Raw genomic sequence first — 17049 nt, forward strand, 5'->3', positions numbered from 1 at the left:
CCGGCTACGCCTGCGCTTCCCGCACGGACGACGAGGTCCGTGCGGGCCTCTCCCCGCCCGCGGGGAGAGGGGGCAGGTCGCGTTTGGCAGGAACCAATTCGCGAACCTCGCAAGGGGCCGCCGCGGCGGCCCCGCGTTTCACGCGGCGGTGCGGCGCTCGACCATCCGGGCCAGGAACGCGCTGCCGACCGGGATGATCGAATCGTCGAAGTTGTAGCCGGCATTGTGCAGGCCGGGGCCGGGATTGGCGCCGAGCCAGACATAGGCGCCGGGCACCGCCAGGGTCATGTCGGCGAAATCCTCGCTGCCCATCTTCGGCGTGACGTTCGTCTCGACCATGTCGGCCCCGAGCAGTTCGGTCGCAACCTCGGTGGCGGCCGCGGCCTGCTCCGGGGCGTTCTCCAGCACGGAGAACACGTCCTGCAGATCGACCGTGACCTCGGCGCCGTAAGCCGTGGCGAAGCCCGCCGCCAGCTCACGCATGCGGGTGCCGGCAAGCGCCCGGATCTCCTTGTCGAAGGTGCGGATCGTGCCGGCGAGATGCGCCGTCTCCGGGATCACGTTGTAGGCCGAGCCCGCCTCGATCCGGGTGATCGACAGCACGATCGACTTCAGCGGGTCGGCGTTGCGCGAGACGATCGATTGCAGTGCCTGGGCGAGCCCGGTGGCGATGATGATCGGATCGGTGCCCCGGTGCGGCTGGGCGGCGTGGATGCCCTTGCCGCGGATATGGATGTCGAAGAAGTCCGCCGCCGCCATGATCGGGCCCGGCCGCAGCTTGATCGTGCCGGCGCCGCCGCCGGGCTGATTGTGCAGGCCGTAGATCTCGTCGCAGGGGAATTTCTCGAAGAGACCGTCCTTCAGCATGGCCCGGGCGCCGCCGCGGCCCTCCTCGGCGGGCTGGAACACGAAAACCGCCGTGCCGTCGAAGTTGCGCGTCTCCGAGAGGTAGCGCGCGGCGCCGAGCAGCATCGTGGTGTGGCCGTCATGGCCGCAGGCGTGCATCTTGCCCGCATAGGTCGAGCGGTAGGGGAGGTTGGTCTCCTCCTCGATCGGCAGGGCGTCCATGTCGGCGCGCAGGCCGATCCGGCGGCCGTTGTCGGTGCGGCCCTTGAGCAGACCCACGACGCCGGTGCCGCCGATCCCGCGATGCACCTCGCAGCCGAGCTTCTCCAGCATCTCGGCGACGATGCCGGACGTGCGCACCTCCTCGAAGCCGAGCTCGGGATGGGCGTGGAGATCGCGGCGGAGCGCCGTCAGCTCGTCGGCATAGGCCTTGATGTGGTCGATCGGACTCATGTCTCAGGCACTCTCGGGGGTAGAGGTCGGGGTGGGCTCCGCGCCATCACAAGTGGCGCCGCCCTCCGTGCGCCGGAACGGCGTCAGCGTGTCAAGGACGTCCACCGCCTCGGCGACGTGGGCGCGCTCGCGCTGCAAGTAGTCGGCCACCGCGCGGCGGAGCGCCGGGTCGGCGATGTCGTGGGCCGAGTGCATCAGAACCGGCCGGTAGCCGCGGGCGAGCTTGTGCTCCCCCTGCGCGCCGGCCTCGACCCGCTTCAGGCCCCTGTGAATCGCGAAATCGATCGCCTGATAGTAGCAGACCTCGAAGTGCAGGAAGGGATGGTCCTCGATGCAGCCCCAGTTGCGGCCGTAAAGGGCCGTGTCGCCGATCAAATTGATCGCGCCCGCGATGTAGTCGCCCGACCGCTTGGCCATCACCAGCAGCACGCGGTCGGCCATGCGCTCGGACAGGAGCGAGAAGAATTTGCGGTTGAGGTAGGGCCGGCCCCATTTCCGCGAGCCCGTGTCCATGTAGAAGGCGTAGAACGCGTCCCAGTGGGCCTCGGTGATGTCGGCGCCGGTCAGGTGCTCGACCGTGATGCCGGGTGAGAGCGCGTCGCGGCGCTCCTTGCGGATGTTCTTCCGTTTCCGCGAGGCGAGGGCGGCGAGGAAGTCGTCGAACGTCGCGTAGCCGTCATTCTCCCAGTGGAACTGCTGGTCGGTGCGCTGGAGGAAGCCCGCGGCGCCGGCCCGGTCCCACTCGGCCTCGCGCATGAAGGTGACGTGGATCGAAGAGGCCTTGGTCTCGCTCCGGAGCGCCCGCAGGCCGGCGACCAGCCCGGCCGTGGCCTCGTCCGGATCGGCCCCCGGCGCGATCAGGAAGCGTGGGCCGGTGACCGGCGTGAACGGGATGCTCACCTGAAGCTTCGGGTAATAGGAGCCGCCGGCCCGCTCGTAGGCGTCGGCCCAGCCATGGTCGAAGACGTACTCGCCCTGGCTGTGCGATTTCAGATAGCAGGGCACCACGCCGAGCCGCTCGCCGTCGCGCTCGACCGAGACGTGGAGCGGCAGCCAGCCGGTCCGGCGCGAGACGCAGCCCGAATCCTCCAGCGCCGACAGGAAGGCATAGGAGACGAAGGGGTTGTGGGTCTCGTCGCCGGCCGCGAGCGTCTCGGGGGAGAAGGCGCAGGCATCCCAATCCGCCGAGCCGATCTCCTTCAATCCGGGCAGCGCCCGCACGGTGAGCGTGGGGGTTTCCGGCGTCGGCCCGGGTGCTTGCTTCATGGAGACGAGTCTAATCCCTGCCCGGGCGGGGGCAAGCGGGCGGATGCGCGCGGCAGGAATGGCGGCCTTGTCAGACGGGGGCAGACGTCACACCATCGGGTCTTGGGAATCCGGGACCGAACTGCATTCCCATGACCCGGCACGCCGCAGACCTCGCGATCCACACGGGCACCGACCAGCATCCGCCGGACGATTTCGCCGAGGACGTGCTGTGCGAGATGAGCAATCTCGACACGCAGGATACCAACGTCCCCGGCACGATCTTCGTCTCGACCGCGCTCGGTTCTCACGGGCCGCGGGTGAAGTGGTATCCCGACCGGGCCGGGCGGACGCTCCCTTGCCTGATCGTTTCCATCGAAGCTGCTCCGAAGGTCCAGGACGATTTTGTCCGGACGCCGGCTTCCCGAGCGGCTGCGCCGCTGGTCGTCGCTTGGGTGCGCCTGAACCCTGTCGCGCTGCTCGAATTCTGGGCGAGCGGCGCATCGTGGACGCGCCGCGAGGTCGCGGCCTTCCTCGATGGTCTGCACAAGCTGCCCTGAGGCTCCGTCGGGTCCCGAGTCGCGACAGGCCTTCAGGCCGCGGTGGCAGGCGGGTTCAGCGCCCGCTTCGCAGTCTCCGGCTCGCGATCCAAGATGTCGAACAAGGCCCGGATGCCACTCGGCAACGCGGTGCGGCGCGGCTCCCAATTCCGATAGGTCGCCACCGGCACGCCGATCGGTGCAGCCAAGCGCGCCTGCGTGAAACCGAAGCGTTCGGCCGGTCGCCTCACGGCACGAAGCCCTCGAACACCATCTGGTCCGCATGTGCGCCCGCACGGGCGCGCTGGTCCTCGGTCCGGACCGTCCAGGCCATGACCGGGATCCGCCCGAGCAGCCGGCAGAGATAGGTCGGCGCGCAGGGCAGGTCGTCCACGCGCCAGGACAGGAAGTCGGGCCGGGTCTCGGCGAAGTGCAGAAGGTTGGAGAGGGCCAGCCGCAGACTCGGCGGCAGCGCCGCGTAGGCGGGATCGTCCTGGGTCGTCTCCGCCACGATCCCGCGCGGGATTTGCGGACAGAGGTCGCGCAGCGCCGCGACCACCTGCGGATCGAAGGATTTGAGCGCCACCGGCCCCGTATAGGCCTTGGTCACCTCGGCGGCGCGGGTGGCCAGCCGCAAGTCGCCGTCGTAGCGGGACTTCACCTCGATCACCACCGGCACCGCCCCGGCCACCGCGGTCAGGAAGGCCGGCAGGGTCGGGATCGTCTCCGCGGTCCCGCCGACCGTGAGCGTCCCGAGATCGGAGGCCGATCGCTCCGCCACCGCCTCGCTCGCCCCGGTCAGGCGGCCGAGGGTGGAATCGTGGAACACCATCGCCTCGCCGTCGGCACTGAGCTGAACGTCGCATTCGATGGCGAAGCCGCCGGCCACGGCCGCCCGGGCCGCGGCCAGCGTGTTCTCCGGCCGGCCCGCCGCCCGATCGTGCAGCCCGCGATGGGCGATCGGCCGCGCGGTCAGCCAGTCCGGCGCCGCCATCGTCAGCGGACCTCGAAGAGCGCCTCGACCTCGACGGCCGCGTCGAGGGGCAATTCCGCCACGCCGACCGTGGACCGCGCATGGCGGCCCCGGTCGCCCAGGAGCTCGACCATCAGGTCGGAGGCGCCGTTCATCACCCCGGCCACCGCCGAGAAGCCCGGCGCCGCGTTGATGAAGCCGCCGAGGCGGATGCACTGGACCACGGCGCGGTCGAGATCCCCCACCGCGGCCTCGAGCTGGGCGAGGACGTTCAGGGCGCAGAGCCGGGCCGCTTCCTTGCCGGCCTCCGCCGAGACGCTGCCGCCGACCTTGCCCTTGTGTTCGGCCGCGATGGCGCCGTCGGCGCCGAAGCAGATCTGGCCGGAGATGACGACGAGGCTGCCCGCGCGCACGAAGGGCACGTAGTTGGCGACCGGCGCCGCCGCCTTCGGCAGGGTGAGTCCGAGCGCCTTCAGGCGTTCCTTGATCGTGCTCATCGCAAAACTCCCGCGCTGATCGAAACCGCCCGATGCTGGAGCATGGCCGGCCCCCGTCACGCAAGGGGGCGCAGTCCTTGCAGCGGGTAGAAATCGGGTGTTCCGAAGCACCGCGCAGAGCTGCCGCGCGGGTGCGGTGACCATTGAATCGTTGACAGGGCCGCGCTCTTTCATAGTAATCGCGCGCGTGCCGCCCCTGACTGAGGCGGCACTTTCATTTGGAGCCGGCTAACGCCTGCTTCGGGATCGATTGAAGAACGGAGATGGGACCCGTGACGTCAGCCCTTCTGCCGACCTATGTCCGCGCGCCGCTCGCCTTCGAGCGCGGCGAAGGCGCTTGGCTGGTGACGGAGGGCGGGGAGCGATACCTCGATTTCGGCGCCGGCATCGCCGTCAACGCGCTGGGCCACGCCCATCCCCACCTCGTCGGCGCGCTGACCGAGCAGGCGAATCGGATCTGGCACACCTCGAACCTGTTCGAGATCCCCGGCGGCGAGCGGCTCGGCCAGCGCTTCGTCGACGCGACCTTCGCGGACGTGGTGTTCTTCTGCAATTCGGGCGCCGAGGCCAACGAGGCGGCGATCAAGATCGCCCGCAAGTATCACGCGGCCGGCGGCCATCCCGAGCGCTTCCGGATCGTCACCTTCGCGGGCGCCTTTCACGGGCGGACGCTGGCGACCCTCGCGGCCGGCGGCCAGCAGAAGTACATGGAGGGCTTCGGGCCCAAGGTCGGGGGCTTCGATCAGGTCCCCGCCGGCGACTGGGCGGCGCTCGAGGCCGTGATCGGGCCGGAGACGGCGGCGCTGATGATCGAGCCGATCCAGGGCGAGGGCGGCGTGCGGGTGATTCCCACCGCGGATCTCCGCCGCCTGCGCGAGATCTGCGATGCCAACGGCCTGCTCCTGATCATGGACGAGGTCCAGACCGGCATCGGCCGCACCGGCAAGTTGTTCGCGCATGAATGGTCGGGCATCACGCCGGACATCATGAGCGCCGCCAAGGGCATCGGCGGCGGCTTCCCGATGGGCGCCTGCCTCGCCACGCGCGAGGCCGCCCGGGGCATGACCGCCGGCACGCACGGCACCACCTTCGGCGGCAACCCGCTCGCCATGGCGGTGGGCAACGCCGTACTGGATGTGGTGCTGGGCGAGGGCTTCCTCGATCGGGTCGCCCGCTCGGGCCTGCTTCTGAAGCAGAAGCTCGCGGCCCTGCGCGATCGCCATCCGCACGTCTTCGAAGAGATCCGCGGCGAGGGGCTGATGCTCGGCCTCAAGCTCGGCGTGCCGAACACCGACTTCGCCGCCGCCGCGCGCGACGCCCATCTGCTGGTCATCCCGGCGGGCGACAACATCGTCCGCCTGCTGCCGCCGCTGACCATCGGCGAGGCCGAGATCGACGAAGCGGTCCGGCGCCTCGACACGGCCGCATCCGGATTCGAGGCCGTGCGCGGCGCGGCCGAGTAGGCGCGGCTTCCCAGAGACCGTCGAACACCGCCCGCCGCCCCGCGGCGGGCGGCCCGAAGCGTTTCCGGACACGGTCGATTCCGCCGTGTTGGACGGAAAGGCCCCTGTTAGGAGATAGAGTGCGGTTCATGATCAGGTGATCGTTGAGCAGACTCTAGTTATTGTGACGCGATGAAAGCCCAGATGAATGGCCGGGCGAAGGCCCCGGCCCCGCACCTGACCGGTGCCGGCCCCCGTCATTTCCTTGATCTCAAGGATTTCTCCGGGGCGGAGCTACGCCGGGTCCTGGATGCCAGCGCGGCCATCAAGGCGCTGCGCCGCAAGGGCGAGCGGGCCGCCGACCGGCCGCTGACGGGCAAGACCCTGGCGATGGTGTTCGACCGGCCCTCGACCCGCACCCGCGTCTCGTTCGACGTGGCCATGCGCGAGCTCGGCGGCGAGACGCTGATGCTCACGGGCTCCGAGATGCAGCTCGGCCGCGGCGAGACCATCGGCGACACCGCGCAGGTCCTGTCCCGCTTCGTCGACGCGATCATGATCCGCATCCTCGATCACGGGCAGATGCTGGAGCTGGCCGAGCACGCCACCGTGCCGGTGATCAACGCGCTCACCAAGGTCTCGCACCCCTGCCAGATCATGGCGGATGTGCTGACCTTCGAGGAGCATCGTGGGCCGATCAAGGGCCGCACCGTGGCGTGGTCGGGGGATTCCAACAACGTGCTGGCGAGCTGGGTCCACGCCGCCGCGCGGTTCGACTTCACCCTCAACGTCGCGAGCCCGCCCGAGCTGGCGCCCCCGCCCGCGCTGATCGCCTGGGCCAAGCAGGAGGGCGCGAAGCTCAACGTCACCACGGACGCCTTCGCGGCCGTGGACGGTGCGGATGCGGTGGTGACGGATTGCTGGGTCTCGATGGGCGACGACGACGAGGCCCACCGGCACAACCTGCTGAGCCCGTATCAGGTCAACGCCAAGCTGATGGCGGCCGCGAACCCGGACGCGATCTTCATGCATTGCCTGCCCGCCCACCGCGGCGAGGAGGTGACCGCCGAGGTGATGGACGGCCCGCGCTCGGTCGTGTTCGACGAGGCCGAGAACCGCCTGCACGCGCAGAAGGGCATCCTGGCCTGGTGCCTGCGCGCGGCCGGGCTCTGAGGCCGGGCTCGCGCGCGCGGCCTCGGCACACCATATGGGGTGAAGCGGGCGGCGTGCGCGGCCCGTATCCCCATCACGGCTGCCGACAGGCGGCACCCCGGCGAGGCTGTGGCGCGACGCGTCCGTCCTCCCACGGGGCGCGGGCGGGGTGAGGATCGCTCCGTTCAGGCTCGCCCCTCACGCCGCTCGGCGCCCATGGCACATCGAACCGGCGCATCGATCGGAGAGGGCATGAGTTCAGGAACCCCGTCGCATTCGGAGGCCGCGCAGGCCGGCAACGGCCATGCGGGCGGCGACGACGCCGTGCTGCCCTTCGCCGTGGAGGCGCTGGACGTGCGCGGGCGCGTGGTCCGGCTCGGCCCCGCCGTGGACACGATCCTGCGCCGGCACGGCTATCCGGATCCGGTGGCGCGGCTGCTCGGCGAGGCGGCGGCGCTGACGGTGCTGCTCGGCTCCTCGCTCAAGTTCGAGGGCCGGTTCCAGCTCCAGACCAAGACCGACGGGCCGGTGGCGATGATCGTGGTCGATTTCGAAGCCCCCGATCGCCTGCGCGCCACCGCGCGCTTCGAGACCGAGCGCGTCGCCGCCCTCGGCTCCGGCCCGCTCAAGGATGCCGATCTGATCGGCACCGGGCATCTCGCCATGACCATCGACCAGGGGACCACGGCCAGCCGCTACCAGGGCGTCGTGGCGCTCGAAGGCCAGAGCCTGGAGGAGGCCGCGCACCAGTATTTCCGCCAGTCCGAGCAGATCCCCACCCAGGTCCGCCTCGCGGTCGCCGAGGCCGTGGAGGAGGGGGCCGGGCATTGGCGGGCCGGTGGGCTGCTCGTGCAGTTCCTGCCGCAGTCGATCGACCGCGCCCGCCTCGCCGACCTGCCGCCCGGCGACATCCCGGAGGGGCACGCGCATCTCTCGGGCCAGGCTCCTGAGGACGACGCCTGGGTCGAGGCGCGCTCCCTCGTCGCCACGATCGAGGATCACGAACTGGTCGATCCCAACCTGTCGAGCGAACGGCTGCTCTATCGGCTGTTCCACGAGCGCGGCGTGCGCGTCTTCGATCGCCAGCCCGTGCGGGAAACCTGCCGCTGCTCGCGCGAGCGGGTGATGGGCATGATCCGCTCGTTCTCGCCGCAGGAGCGGCGCGACATGGTGGCGGATGACGGGCGCATCGTCATCACCTGCGAGTTCTGCTCCCGGCGCTACGAACTCGACCCGCAGACGGTCGAAGCCGAGATCGCGGACCAGCCGAAGCAGTAGAATCCGACCTCGCTATCGATTGCCCAGGCTTTCGCCGCACTCTTACGGCCAAGCTTTGCCCGCGAAACGCAGTAATATCCGTATTCGTTGCGCGAATTTTTCAGGAGCCTGACCAGAACCGTTTCCGGACCTTCGACGTTGCGTGGCAGAATCAACATCGGAGGTACGTCATGCGGAGATTGTCGATTGGTTTGGCCGCGCTGCTGATGAGCACCTCGGTCTACGCGCAGCAAGGTGGCGCGGATCGCGGGCTCGGGATGGGCGGCCGCGCGGGGCAGGGCGGATCCGAGTCCAGCATGAAGTCCGGCGCCGAGGGCGGCCGGATGGGCGGCGAGCGCGGCGGCATGCAGGGCGGCCAAGCCGCTGCCGAGCGGAACGCCGGCCAGGGGCAGGCCGATCGGGGCCGGACGCCCGGCGGCTCGGATCGGATGGCGCAGGATCGGAACCAAGGTGATCGCGCCGGCGCCGAGCGTGGCGATCGCGACAACGCCCGGGCCGACCGGAACGCCCGCGGAGATCGCGACGGCGCCCGCGCTGAGCGTAACGAGCGCGGCGACCGCCGGAGCGACCGTGTCGATGTCCGCGGCCGCACCGATGTCGGCAGCCGGACCGACGTGCGCTCGGACCGGGTCGAGGGCGGCTTCCGCCGCGAAGGCCGCTACGTGTTCATCGGCGGTCGCCGCGTCGTGTACGGCTCCCCCGAGTATCGCCGCCTGATCGTCACCGAGAACCGCGGCCCGCGTCAGCGCTACGTCGTCATCCGCGGCCAGCGCGTTCTCTACGGCTCGCCGGAATATCGCCGGCTCGTCAGCGTCCGCGAGAACGGCCCGCGCGAGCGCTATGTCGTCATCCGTGGCCATCGCGTCCTGTACGGCTCGCCCGAGTACCGTCGCCTCGTGTCGGTGCAGGAGGATCGCTTCGTGACGATCCACGGCCAGCGCGTGCGTTACGGCTCCGCGGAATACCGTCGCCTCAGTGGCGGTGGCACGGTCAACGCGAGCTTCCGCTCGGAGCAGCGCGCCGGCGCCCGGTTCGACAGGCACGGCGACCGGGACGGGATCCACAACGCCTCGCGCACCGAGGGCCGCGATAACGGCCGCAATGCCGGCAGGACGGACCGTGGCAACGACCGCGGGATGGAGCGCAACGCCGAGCGCAACGGCCGGAACGACGGCATGCGCAACAGCGACATGCGCGGCAACCAGCAGGACGGCATCCGCAACGCCTCCGACCGCGGCAACGCGCAGGGCGGCATGAAGTCCGGCACCGAGGGCGGCCGGATGGGTGGTGGCGAGCGCGGCGGTATGCAGGGCAACGCCGCTGGCGGCGGCACGGGCGGGGCTCAGGGCGGAAGCCGGACCGGCGGTGGTCAGCCGGGCGCCGGACGCAACTAAGCGATGTGATTCGGGGGAGGGGCCATCCGGCCCCTTCTCCTCGGTCGCATCGGTCTACGAAGACGGTGGACGCTGAAACCGGGGATCTCTTTTCCCCTGTTGCAGGCCATGCGCGGACGGCTCCGCTTCACTCCCTCCCCCTCTGCGTCAGCAGGGGTCGGGCGCGGGGAAACCGGGTTCAGGAGTGGGCGCGATTAGCCGGGCGGGCAGTGACCATTCTGCGCCGTCGCTCCCCTCTCCCGACCCCCTTCGGGGGCCACCCGTCCCCGCAGAGGGGGAGGGAGAGTGCGGATTCGCCTCCGCTGGAAGCCAGGGGCGCATGGCGGACGGGGTTGCACTGAGCGGCCGGGAACCTGGCAGTTCGGACGCGCCGCCCCCTCACACCTTGAGCACGGGCTCGGCGATGTCACCGCCGCCGCGGGCCTTGAGGTAATCCGGCTGGAACAGGCACATCCGGACCGCATCGCGGTAGCGCCCGTTCACGAAAAACTCGTCCTTGAGCACGCCCTCCGGACGGAAGCCGCAGCGCTCGTAGATGCGCACCGCCCGGGCATTGTCCCGGTCGACGTGCAGGTAGAGCTTGTGGATGTTGAGCACGCTGAACGCGTAATCCATGGCGATCCGGGTCGCCTGCCACGCGTAGCCCCGGCCCTGGAAGGCTGGGTGGATCGCGATCTGGAATTCGCAGCGCCGGTGCAGGTGGTTGATCTCGACCAGCTCGATCAGCCCGGCCGGCTCGCCGCTCGGATCGGCCACGATGAAGCGGCGTTCGCTCTGGTTGTGGATGTTGCGCTCGTAGAGCTGCTGCAGTTCGGCGAAGGACTCGTAGGCCTCCTCGAACCAGTAGCGCATGATGCTGTCGTTGTTGTTGAGCTGGTGGACGAAGCGCAGGTCCTCCCGCTCCAGCGGCCGCAGCTTGATGGTGATATCGGTGAGCGCCCTCATGACGCACAGGCCTCGATCAGGTCACGCAGGAACCGTTCGCCCTGGCCCAGCGCGTCCAGGGTGATGAACTCGTCGGGCTGGTGGGCTTGCGCGATGTCGCCCGGCCCGCAGACCACGGTGGGCAGGCCCGCAGCCTGGAATCGCCCGGCCTCGGTGGCGTAGGGCACCGCTACGGTGCGATTGCGCCCCGCGAGCCGCAGGCACAGCCGCTCCGCCGCCGAACCCGGATCGGGGGCGAGGCCCGGGATGTCGACCTCCTCCAGGGTCTCGATCCGCCCGAAATCGCCGTAGCGGTTGAGCCGCTCCCGGGTGACCCGCTCCACCACCTCGGCGAACAGCCGCGGGATCTCGGCCGGATCGAGGTCGGGCAGGCCGCGATACTCCCAATGGAAGCGGCATTCCTTGGCGATGATGTTCCGGGCGGTGCCGCCCTGGATCGTCCCGACATGGACCGTGGTGGCGGCCGGATCGAACCGGCCGGTCGCGTCGCCGCGCTCGATCATCAGGTCGGCGATCCGGTTGAGGCCGGCCACCAGCTCGCAGGCGGCCGCCACCGCGTTGGCCCCGAGGGCCGGCCGGGCCGAATGGGCCTCGCGGCCATGCACGGTGGTCAGGCAGGTCACGATGCTCTTATGCGCGTCCGCAACCTCCAGGCCGGTCGGTTCGCCCACGATCACGGCTCCGGGCCGCGGCAGGTCGGCGCCGAAGCGGGCAATTCCGTCCATCGAGCCGAGGCAGGTCGTCTCCTCGTCGTAGGAGAGCAGGATGTGGATCGGCCGCTTCAGCTCGGCCGCCAGCATGTCGGGCACCAGGGCGAGCGCGAGGGCGTCGAACCCCTTCATGTCGACCGCGCCGCGCCCGTAGGCCCGGCCGTCGGCGACGCGCAGGGTGAACGGGTCGGCGCTCCAGGCCTGGCCCGCCACCGGCACCACGTCGGTATGGCCGGACAGCACCACGCCGCCCTCGACCATCGGGCCGATCGTGGCGAGCACGGCGGCCTTGTCGCCGGCCGCGTTCGGCAGCCGCAGGTACGGGACGCCCCAGCCGTCGAGATAGGCGCAGACCGACTCGATCAGGGCGAGGTTGGACTTGTCGCTCTCCGTGTCGAACGACACGAGGCGGGCCAGCATGTCGAGCGGGCTCAGCCGCTCGCCGGTCGCGGGCATGGATTCCTCCGGGGCGAGGCCCCAGGTCTATAGGGCCTCAGTGCAGGCTGCGGCGGACGTGCGGGCTATCGAGGGAGAAGGCGGGGATCTCGGCCTCGAAGCTCTCACCGGCCACCGTCGCCATGGTGTAGCTGCCGGCCATCAGCCCGTCGGGCGTGTTGAGCGGGCAGCCGCTGGTGTAGCAGAAGGACTCGCCGGGCTCCAGCACCGGCTGCTTGCCGACCACGCCGGTGCCGCGCACCTCCTGGCAGGCCCCGTGCCCGTCGATGATCCGCCAGTGGCGCGAGCGGAGCTGCACCTGCTCGCTGCCGTTGTTCACGATCTCGACCGTATAAGCGAAGAAATAGCGGCTCTCGTTCGGCGAAGATTCCTCCTCGACGAAGCGAGACTGGACGGTCACACTTATTCCCCGCGTCTCAGCCTTGTACATCGCCCTATTTGGCCCTTCTTTCGGACGATACGATTCGCTGAAGCAGAACGAAACGCGCTTCCTGCGCGGTGGTAGTTGCCTATAGAATCCCCGTCAATTGCGGCGGACTACCTCGCGCGCGCTCAGGCCCTGCATCAGGCTGATTCGGGCACCGGTCGGAGAGGCGGGGCGCCTCGTGGCAGCTGGCGCTCCGGCTTAAGGCTGCGTTAGCCAGTCGCGGAGGAAAACGGAGCCGGACGCGGACCGGACCGGCGGCGCGCGAGAGAGGTACGGGCACGATGACAGCGGGCGCAGCCACGGGGAGCGCCGATTCGGGCGCCGGGAGCCGCAGCGGCATCCTGCCGGCCCAGGCCATCGCGGCGCTGGCACGAACGGGCGGGATCCGCACCGAGAGCCCGTTCGCGGCCGACCAGATCCAGCCGGCGAGCATCGACCTGCGCCTCGGCGGCACCGCCTACCGGGTGCGCACGAGCTTCCTGCCCGGGGCCGGACGCACGGTCCAGGCCTGCGTCGATCGCCTGGCCCTGCACCGGATCGACCTACGCCCCGGAGCCGTGCTGGAGACCGGCTGCGTCTACATCGCCGAATTGCAGGAGGGTCTGGCGCTGCCAACCGACCTCGCGGCGGCGGCCAATCCGAAAAGCTCTACCGGACGCATCGACGTGTTCACCCGGGTGATCACCGACCGGGGCGAGGCGTTCGATCAGGTCGAGCCCGGCTATGACGGCCCGCTCTACGCCGAAATCTCGCCGCGCACCTTCCCGGTCCTGGTCCGCACCGGCTCGCGCCTGTCGCAGATCCGCTTCCGCCGCGGGGCACCGCGGCTCGGCGAGGCCGAACTCGGCCTGCTCCACGCCCGGTCGGCCCTGGTCGATGTGGCCAATCCGTCCTTGCAGGGGGGCGTGGCGGTCTCGGTGGATCTGTCCGGCTTCGACGGGCTGATCGGCTACCGGGCGAAGCGCCATACCGGCCTCGTGGACGTGGACGCCCCCGGGCGCCACCGGGCCGCCGAGTTCTGGGAGCCGCTGGCGGCCGACGGATCGGGCAGCCTGATCCTCGATCCCGGCCAGTTCTACATCCTGGCCTCGAAGGAGGCGGTGCAGGTCCCGCCGGACCACGCCGCCGAGATGGTGCCGTTCGATCCGCTGGTCGGCGAATTCCGGGTCCATTATGCGGGCTTCTTCGATCCGGGCTTCGGCTATGCCGGGGCGGGGGGCGCGGGCGCCCGGGCCGTGCTGGAGGTCCGCTCGCGCGACGTGCCGTTCCTGCTGGAGGATGGCCAGATCGTCGGCCGACTCGTCTACGAACGCATGCTCGACGTGCCGGAGACGCTCTACGGGACCGGCGCCGGCTCGAACTATCAGGCGCAGGGGCTCAAGCTCTCGAAGCACTTCGTCCTGTAACGCGGGGGTCTCGATCGCATGGACGCGGTGGACCGGAAGATCCTGGACATCCTCCAGCAGGACGCGACGCTGCCCGTGGCCGAGCTCGCCGAGCGGGTCGGCGTCAGCGCGGCCCCGTGCTGGCGCCGGGTGAAGAAGCTCGAAGCCTCCGGGGTGATCCGCGGCCGGGTCGCGCTGGTCGACCGCCGCAAGGTCAACGTGCCGACGACGGTGTTCGTGGCCGTGAAGGCCCCGCGCCACGCCGCCGACTGGTCCGAGGCGTTCCGGCGGGTCGTCGCCGACTTCCCCGAGATCGTCGAGGCGTGGCGCCTCACCGGCGAGATCGATTACCTGCTGCGCATCGTCGTGCCCGACATCGAGGCCTACGATGCCGTGTATCAGCGGCTCATCGCCAAGCTCGATTTCTCGAACCTGTCCTCCTCCATCGCCATGGAGGAGATGAAGTACACGACCGCCGTCCCGACGCTCTACGTGGCGTGAGAGCGCCGCGGCGGCTCAGCCCGCCGCGACCGCGTAGGTCCGGTGGATCGAGGTCTCCTGCGCCCGGTGGTCGTAGCCGTAGACGTGGATCGAGACCGCCGCCTCCGGCCCGTCATTGGCGATCCGGTGCAGCTTCGGCCCCGTGGGCAGCATGCAGGCGACGAAACCCGGCTCGCGGACGGCATCCTGGGTCGCCATCGCGTGCGTGTCGCTGATCGGGCGATACCATGTCTCGCGTAAGGAGCCGCGCAGCAGCCCGAAGCAGCACGAGCAATGGTGATCGTGCACCGGCGTCATGGCGCCGGGCGCCCAGACCATGGCCCAGACGCTGATCGCTTCCGTGCCGAACAGCAGGTTCCGGCTGAGACCTTCGCCGCGCCCGACGAGGCGTGACGGGTCGAGCAATTCCGGCCGGGACAGGATGCGCACGAGCGTCGCACGGGCGGCGGCGAGATAGGCCTCCGGCGTGCGGCGGGCCGAGACGGCGAGATCCGACAGCATCGCCTCGATGTCGGCGGATGGAATCGCATGCACCATCACGGATCTCCTGCGCCACGATGTCCGAGCACCCCGGTATCGTATCGCGCTCCGGCCGCCGTGCGGTTGCGTTGTTCTTGTCTCTCATGCGGTCACGCGCAATTGCATTGCGCTGCGCAGCCGTCACACGAAACGTGATTGCGCTCCTCCCGAAGCAGGGATCGTGTTCGGATCGTCGATCCGGGTTTCCAAAGGGCGAGCCCTTTGGTGGGTTGTCAGGGCAAGGCCCTGACGGATTCCAGGGCTCTGCCCTGGACCCGCGAAAGGGCTCGCCCTTTCGAAACCCCGACCCATCCGCGCGGCGTCAGCCCGCCGCCGCCGCGTCGAGCAGCCACGCGATGTCACCCACGCTGGTGACGCGGCCCGCCGGCAGGTCCTCACCGGCGGCGAGGCGGGCGAGCGGCGCGCGCTTGCCCGCACCGGTCACGAGGAACAGCACGTGCCGGGAGGAGGCGAGCGCCGGAAACGTCAGCGTGATGCGCGGCACGAAGGGCGCGAGCCCCGCCTCGGGCACCGGCGCGACCAGCCGCTCCGTCTCCTCCACCGCCGGCTTGCCGGGGAAGAGCGAGGCGGTGTGCCCGTCCTCGCCGAGTCCGAGCAGCACGAGGTCGAACAGCGGCCGGGCGGCATCGAGCCTGTCGGCCCCGTAGAAGTCGAGCAGCGTGCGCTCGTAGGCGCGGGCGCCCGCCTCCGCGCCTTCGTCCGAAGGGATGAAATGCAAGTGCGTCGGCGGGATCGGCGCGCCGTGGCCGAAGGCCTCCCGGACCATGCGGACGTTGCTGCGTTCGTCGTCCCAGGGCACCACCCGGTCGTCGCCGAAGAACCAATGAACCCGCTCCCACGGCACCCGGGTCGCGTAATCCGGGCCAGCGAGGAGCCCGTACAGCACCTTCGGGGTCGAGCCGCCGGACAGGCAGACCGCGATCCGTTCGGACTGGTTCTCGCCACAGGCCACGATCAGCCGTTCGGCCGCCTCGCGGGCGACGGCCTGCGGATCCGTCAGGACATGGGTTCCGGCAGGAAGGCTCATGGCGCGCCTCTACTTCTTGGGCTCCTGGTGGCCACCGAACCCCTTGCGCATCGCCGAGAGCAGCTTGTCGGCGTAGCTCTCGTGCTCGCGGGAGCGGAAGCGGCGGTAGAGGGCGGCGGAGAGCACGGTCGCCGGCACGCCCTCCTCGATGGCAGCGTTTATGGTCCAGCGGCCCTCGCCGGAATCATCGACGTGGCCGGAGAAGTCGGAGAGCTGTTCGTCGCCGGCGAGCGCCTGGGCGGTCAGGTCGAGGAGCCAGGAGGAGACGACGCTGCCGCGCCGCCAGACCTCGGCGATGTCGCCGAGGTCGAGGTCGAAGCGGCGCTCCTCCGGCAGGCCCTCGGAATTGGCGTGGCGGAGGATGTCGAACCCCTCCGCGTAGGCCTGCATCAGCCCGTACTCGATGCCGTTATGGACCATCTTCACGAAATGGCCCGCGCCGGTCGGCCCGGCATGGATGTAGCCCTGCTCGGCGCGGGGATCGCGGCCCTCGCGGTTCGGGGTCTTCGGGATATCGCCGATGCCGGGGGCGAGCGTCTTGAAGATCGGATCGAGCCGGTCGACGGTTTCCTTATCGCCGCCGATCATCATGCAGTAGCCGCGCTCCAGGCCCCAGACGCCGCCCGAGGTGCCGACATCGACGTAGTGCAGGCCCTTTTCCTTCAGCGCGAGGCCGCGGCGGACATCGTCGCCGTAGAAAGAATTGCCGCCATCGATGATGCAGTCGCCGGATTGCATCAGGTTTCCAAGGGTCTGGACCGTCTGCTCGGTGATGGCGCCAGCCGGCAGCATCACCCAGGCCGTGCGCGGTTGTTCGAGCTTGGCGACCAGATCCTCCGGACTCGACGCGCCGACCGCGCCGGCCTCGACCAGAGCCGCGACGGCGTCGGGGTTCTGGTCGAACACCACGGCCTTATGCCCGTCCCGCAGGAGACGCCGGACGATGTTGCCGCCCATCCGGCCGAGGCCGATCATGCCGAGTTGCATCGCTGCTCTTCCTTCGATCGACCCCGCGGAGCGCGGTTCAGGTTTCTGTGGCGTCACCGATGTTCAAAGTTCATCGCGGCCTTGTCCCGGACACCTGGAACGACAGTGGAGGGTGATCCGGGACCCAGGAGAAGGCGCGCCGCGAAGCGGCTCAATAGCGGAGGCGTGTTCCGATACGGACGCTACGCGTCGCCTTATGCTGGATCCCGGGTCGCATTCCGCTGACGCTGCATGCGCCTGGGAAAGGGCGCC

Annotated in this window: 18 protein-coding genes; 7 read left to right on the top strand and 11 right to left on the bottom strand. The window is 70.0% G+C overall.

Annotated elements, in window-relative coordinates; genetic code table 11:
• Positions 1-138: 138 nt before the first annotated feature.
• Together FVE89_RS29985 and FVE89_RS29990 are read right to left on the bottom strand one after the other, a co-directional pair.
• Positions 139-1299: a M20 aminoacylase family protein gene (locus FVE89_RS29985; RefSeq protein WP_161393804.1), complete on the bottom strand. Its 1161-nt coding sequence runs from the start codon at positions 1297-1299 to the stop codon at positions 139-141.
• Between the two features lie 3 nt (positions 1300-1302).
• A complete protein-coding gene (locus FVE89_RS29990; protein WP_161393805.1) occupies positions 1303-2565 on the bottom strand; it encodes a GNAT family N-acetyltransferase in 1263 nt (420 codons plus the stop codon).
• A 131-nt stretch (positions 2566-2696) separates the two neighbouring features.
• Between FVE89_RS29990 and FVE89_RS29995 the strand changes: the two genes are divergently transcribed.
• Positions 2697-3104: a hypothetical protein gene (locus FVE89_RS29995; protein ID WP_161393806.1), complete on the top strand. Its 408-nt coding sequence runs from the start codon at positions 2697-2699 to the stop codon at positions 3102-3104.
• A 32-nt stretch (positions 3105-3136) separates the two neighbouring features.
• Here FVE89_RS29995 and FVE89_RS30000 read toward each other — a convergent pair whose 3' ends face one another.
• The 3 genes from FVE89_RS30000 to FVE89_RS30010 are packed head-to-tail and all read right to left on the bottom strand — an operon-like array spanning position 3137 to position 4553.
• Entirely contained in the window at positions 3137-3292 is a 156-nt protein-coding gene (locus FVE89_RS30000; RefSeq protein WP_210254078.1) for a hypothetical protein, read from the bottom strand.
• 38 nt (positions 3293-3330) lie between these two features.
• Positions 3331-4077, bottom strand: coding sequence for a glycerophosphodiester phosphodiesterase family protein (locus FVE89_RS30005; protein WP_161393808.1), 747 nt, complete (start codon positions 4075-4077; stop codon positions 3331-3333).
• Between the two features lie 2 nt (positions 4078-4079).
• Positions 4080-4553, bottom strand: a complete 474-nt coding sequence (locus FVE89_RS30010) for a RidA family protein (RefSeq protein WP_161393809.1) — start codon at positions 4551-4553, stop codon at positions 4080-4082.
• Between the two features lie 272 nt (positions 4554-4825).
• On the opposite strand from FVE89_RS30010, the gene FVE89_RS30015 reads away from it, so the two are divergent.
• The 4 genes from FVE89_RS30015 (at position 4826) to FVE89_RS30030 (ending at position 9819) form a co-directional block, all read left to right on the top strand.
• Positions 4826-6016, top strand: coding sequence for an aspartate aminotransferase family protein (locus FVE89_RS30015; protein WP_161393810.1), 1191 nt, complete (start codon positions 4826-4828; stop codon positions 6014-6016).
• A 171-nt stretch (positions 6017-6187) separates the two neighbouring features.
• The gene (argF, locus tag FVE89_RS30020; protein WP_161393811.1) at positions 6188-7168 is read left to right on the top strand and encodes an ornithine carbamoyltransferase; all 981 of its coding nucleotides are present in this window, start codon (positions 6188-6190) and stop codon (positions 7166-7168) included.
• A gap of 231 nt (positions 7169-7399) precedes the next feature.
• On the top strand, positions 7400-8425 hold the full coding sequence (locus FVE89_RS30025) for an Hsp33 family molecular chaperone (RefSeq protein ID WP_161393812.1): 1026 nt from the start codon (positions 7400-7402) through the stop codon (positions 8423-8425).
• 170 nt (positions 8426-8595) lie between these two features.
• Positions 8596-9819, top strand: coding sequence for a hypothetical protein (locus FVE89_RS30030; RefSeq protein WP_161393813.1), 1224 nt, complete (start codon positions 8596-8598; stop codon positions 9817-9819).
• Positions 9820-10197: 378 nt separating this feature from the next.
• Here the strand turns inward: FVE89_RS30030 and speG are convergent, their stop codons facing one another.
• The 3 genes from speG to apaG are packed head-to-tail and all read right to left on the bottom strand — an operon-like array spanning position 10198 to position 12360.
• The gene (gene speG / locus FVE89_RS30035; protein WP_342390054.1) at positions 10198-10746 is read right to left on the bottom strand and encodes a spermidine N1-acetyltransferase; all 549 of its coding nucleotides are present in this window, start codon (positions 10744-10746) and stop codon (positions 10198-10200) included.
• Positions 10747-10760: 14 nt separating this feature from the next.
• On the bottom strand, positions 10761-11930 hold the full coding sequence (argE, locus tag FVE89_RS30040) for an acetylornithine deacetylase (protein WP_161393815.1): 1170 nt from the start codon (positions 11928-11930) through the stop codon (positions 10761-10763).
• Between the two features lie 37 nt (positions 11931-11967).
• Positions 11968-12360, bottom strand: coding sequence for a Co2+/Mg2+ efflux protein ApaG (gene apaG, locus FVE89_RS30045; protein WP_043355208.1), 393 nt, complete (start codon positions 12358-12360; stop codon positions 11968-11970).
• 278 nt (positions 12361-12638) lie between these two features.
• Between apaG and FVE89_RS30050 the strand changes: the two genes are divergently transcribed.
• The gene (locus tag FVE89_RS30050) at positions 12639-13763 is read left to right on the top strand and encodes a 2'-deoxycytidine 5'-triphosphate deaminase (RefSeq protein WP_161393816.1); all 1125 of its coding nucleotides are present in this window, start codon (positions 12639-12641) and stop codon (positions 13761-13763) included.
• An 18-nt stretch (positions 13764-13781) separates the two neighbouring features.
• On the top strand, positions 13782-14243 hold the full coding sequence (locus tag FVE89_RS30055; RefSeq protein ID WP_161393817.1) for an Lrp/AsnC family transcriptional regulator: 462 nt from the start codon (positions 13782-13784) through the stop codon (positions 14241-14243).
• A 15-nt stretch (positions 14244-14258) separates the two neighbouring features.
• On the opposite strand, the gene FVE89_RS30060 is transcribed toward FVE89_RS30055, so the two are convergent.
• The 3 genes from FVE89_RS30060 to gnd form a co-directional block, all read right to left on the bottom strand.
• Positions 14259-14780, bottom strand: coding sequence for a cysteine dioxygenase family protein (locus tag FVE89_RS30060; protein WP_161393818.1), 522 nt, complete (start codon positions 14778-14780; stop codon positions 14259-14261).
• Between the two features lie 304 nt (positions 14781-15084).
• Positions 15085-15810 carry a 6-phosphogluconolactonase gene (gene pgl, locus FVE89_RS30065; RefSeq protein ID WP_161393819.1) on the bottom strand — a complete coding sequence of 242 codons (726 nt, stop codon included), beginning with the start codon at positions 15808-15810 and terminating at the stop codon, positions 15085-15087.
• Positions 15811-15819: 9 nt separating this feature from the next.
• A complete protein-coding gene (gene gnd / locus FVE89_RS30070; RefSeq protein ID WP_161393820.1) occupies positions 15820-16797 on the bottom strand; it encodes a phosphogluconate dehydrogenase (NAD(+)-dependent, decarboxylating) in 978 nt (325 codons plus the stop codon).
• Between the last annotated feature and the right edge of the window lie 252 nt (positions 16798-17049).

Origin of the sequence: Methylobacterium sp. 2A, from assembly GCF_009806555.1 — a bacterium.
Lineage (GTDB): Bacteria > Pseudomonadota > Alphaproteobacteria > Rhizobiales > Beijerinckiaceae > Methylobacterium.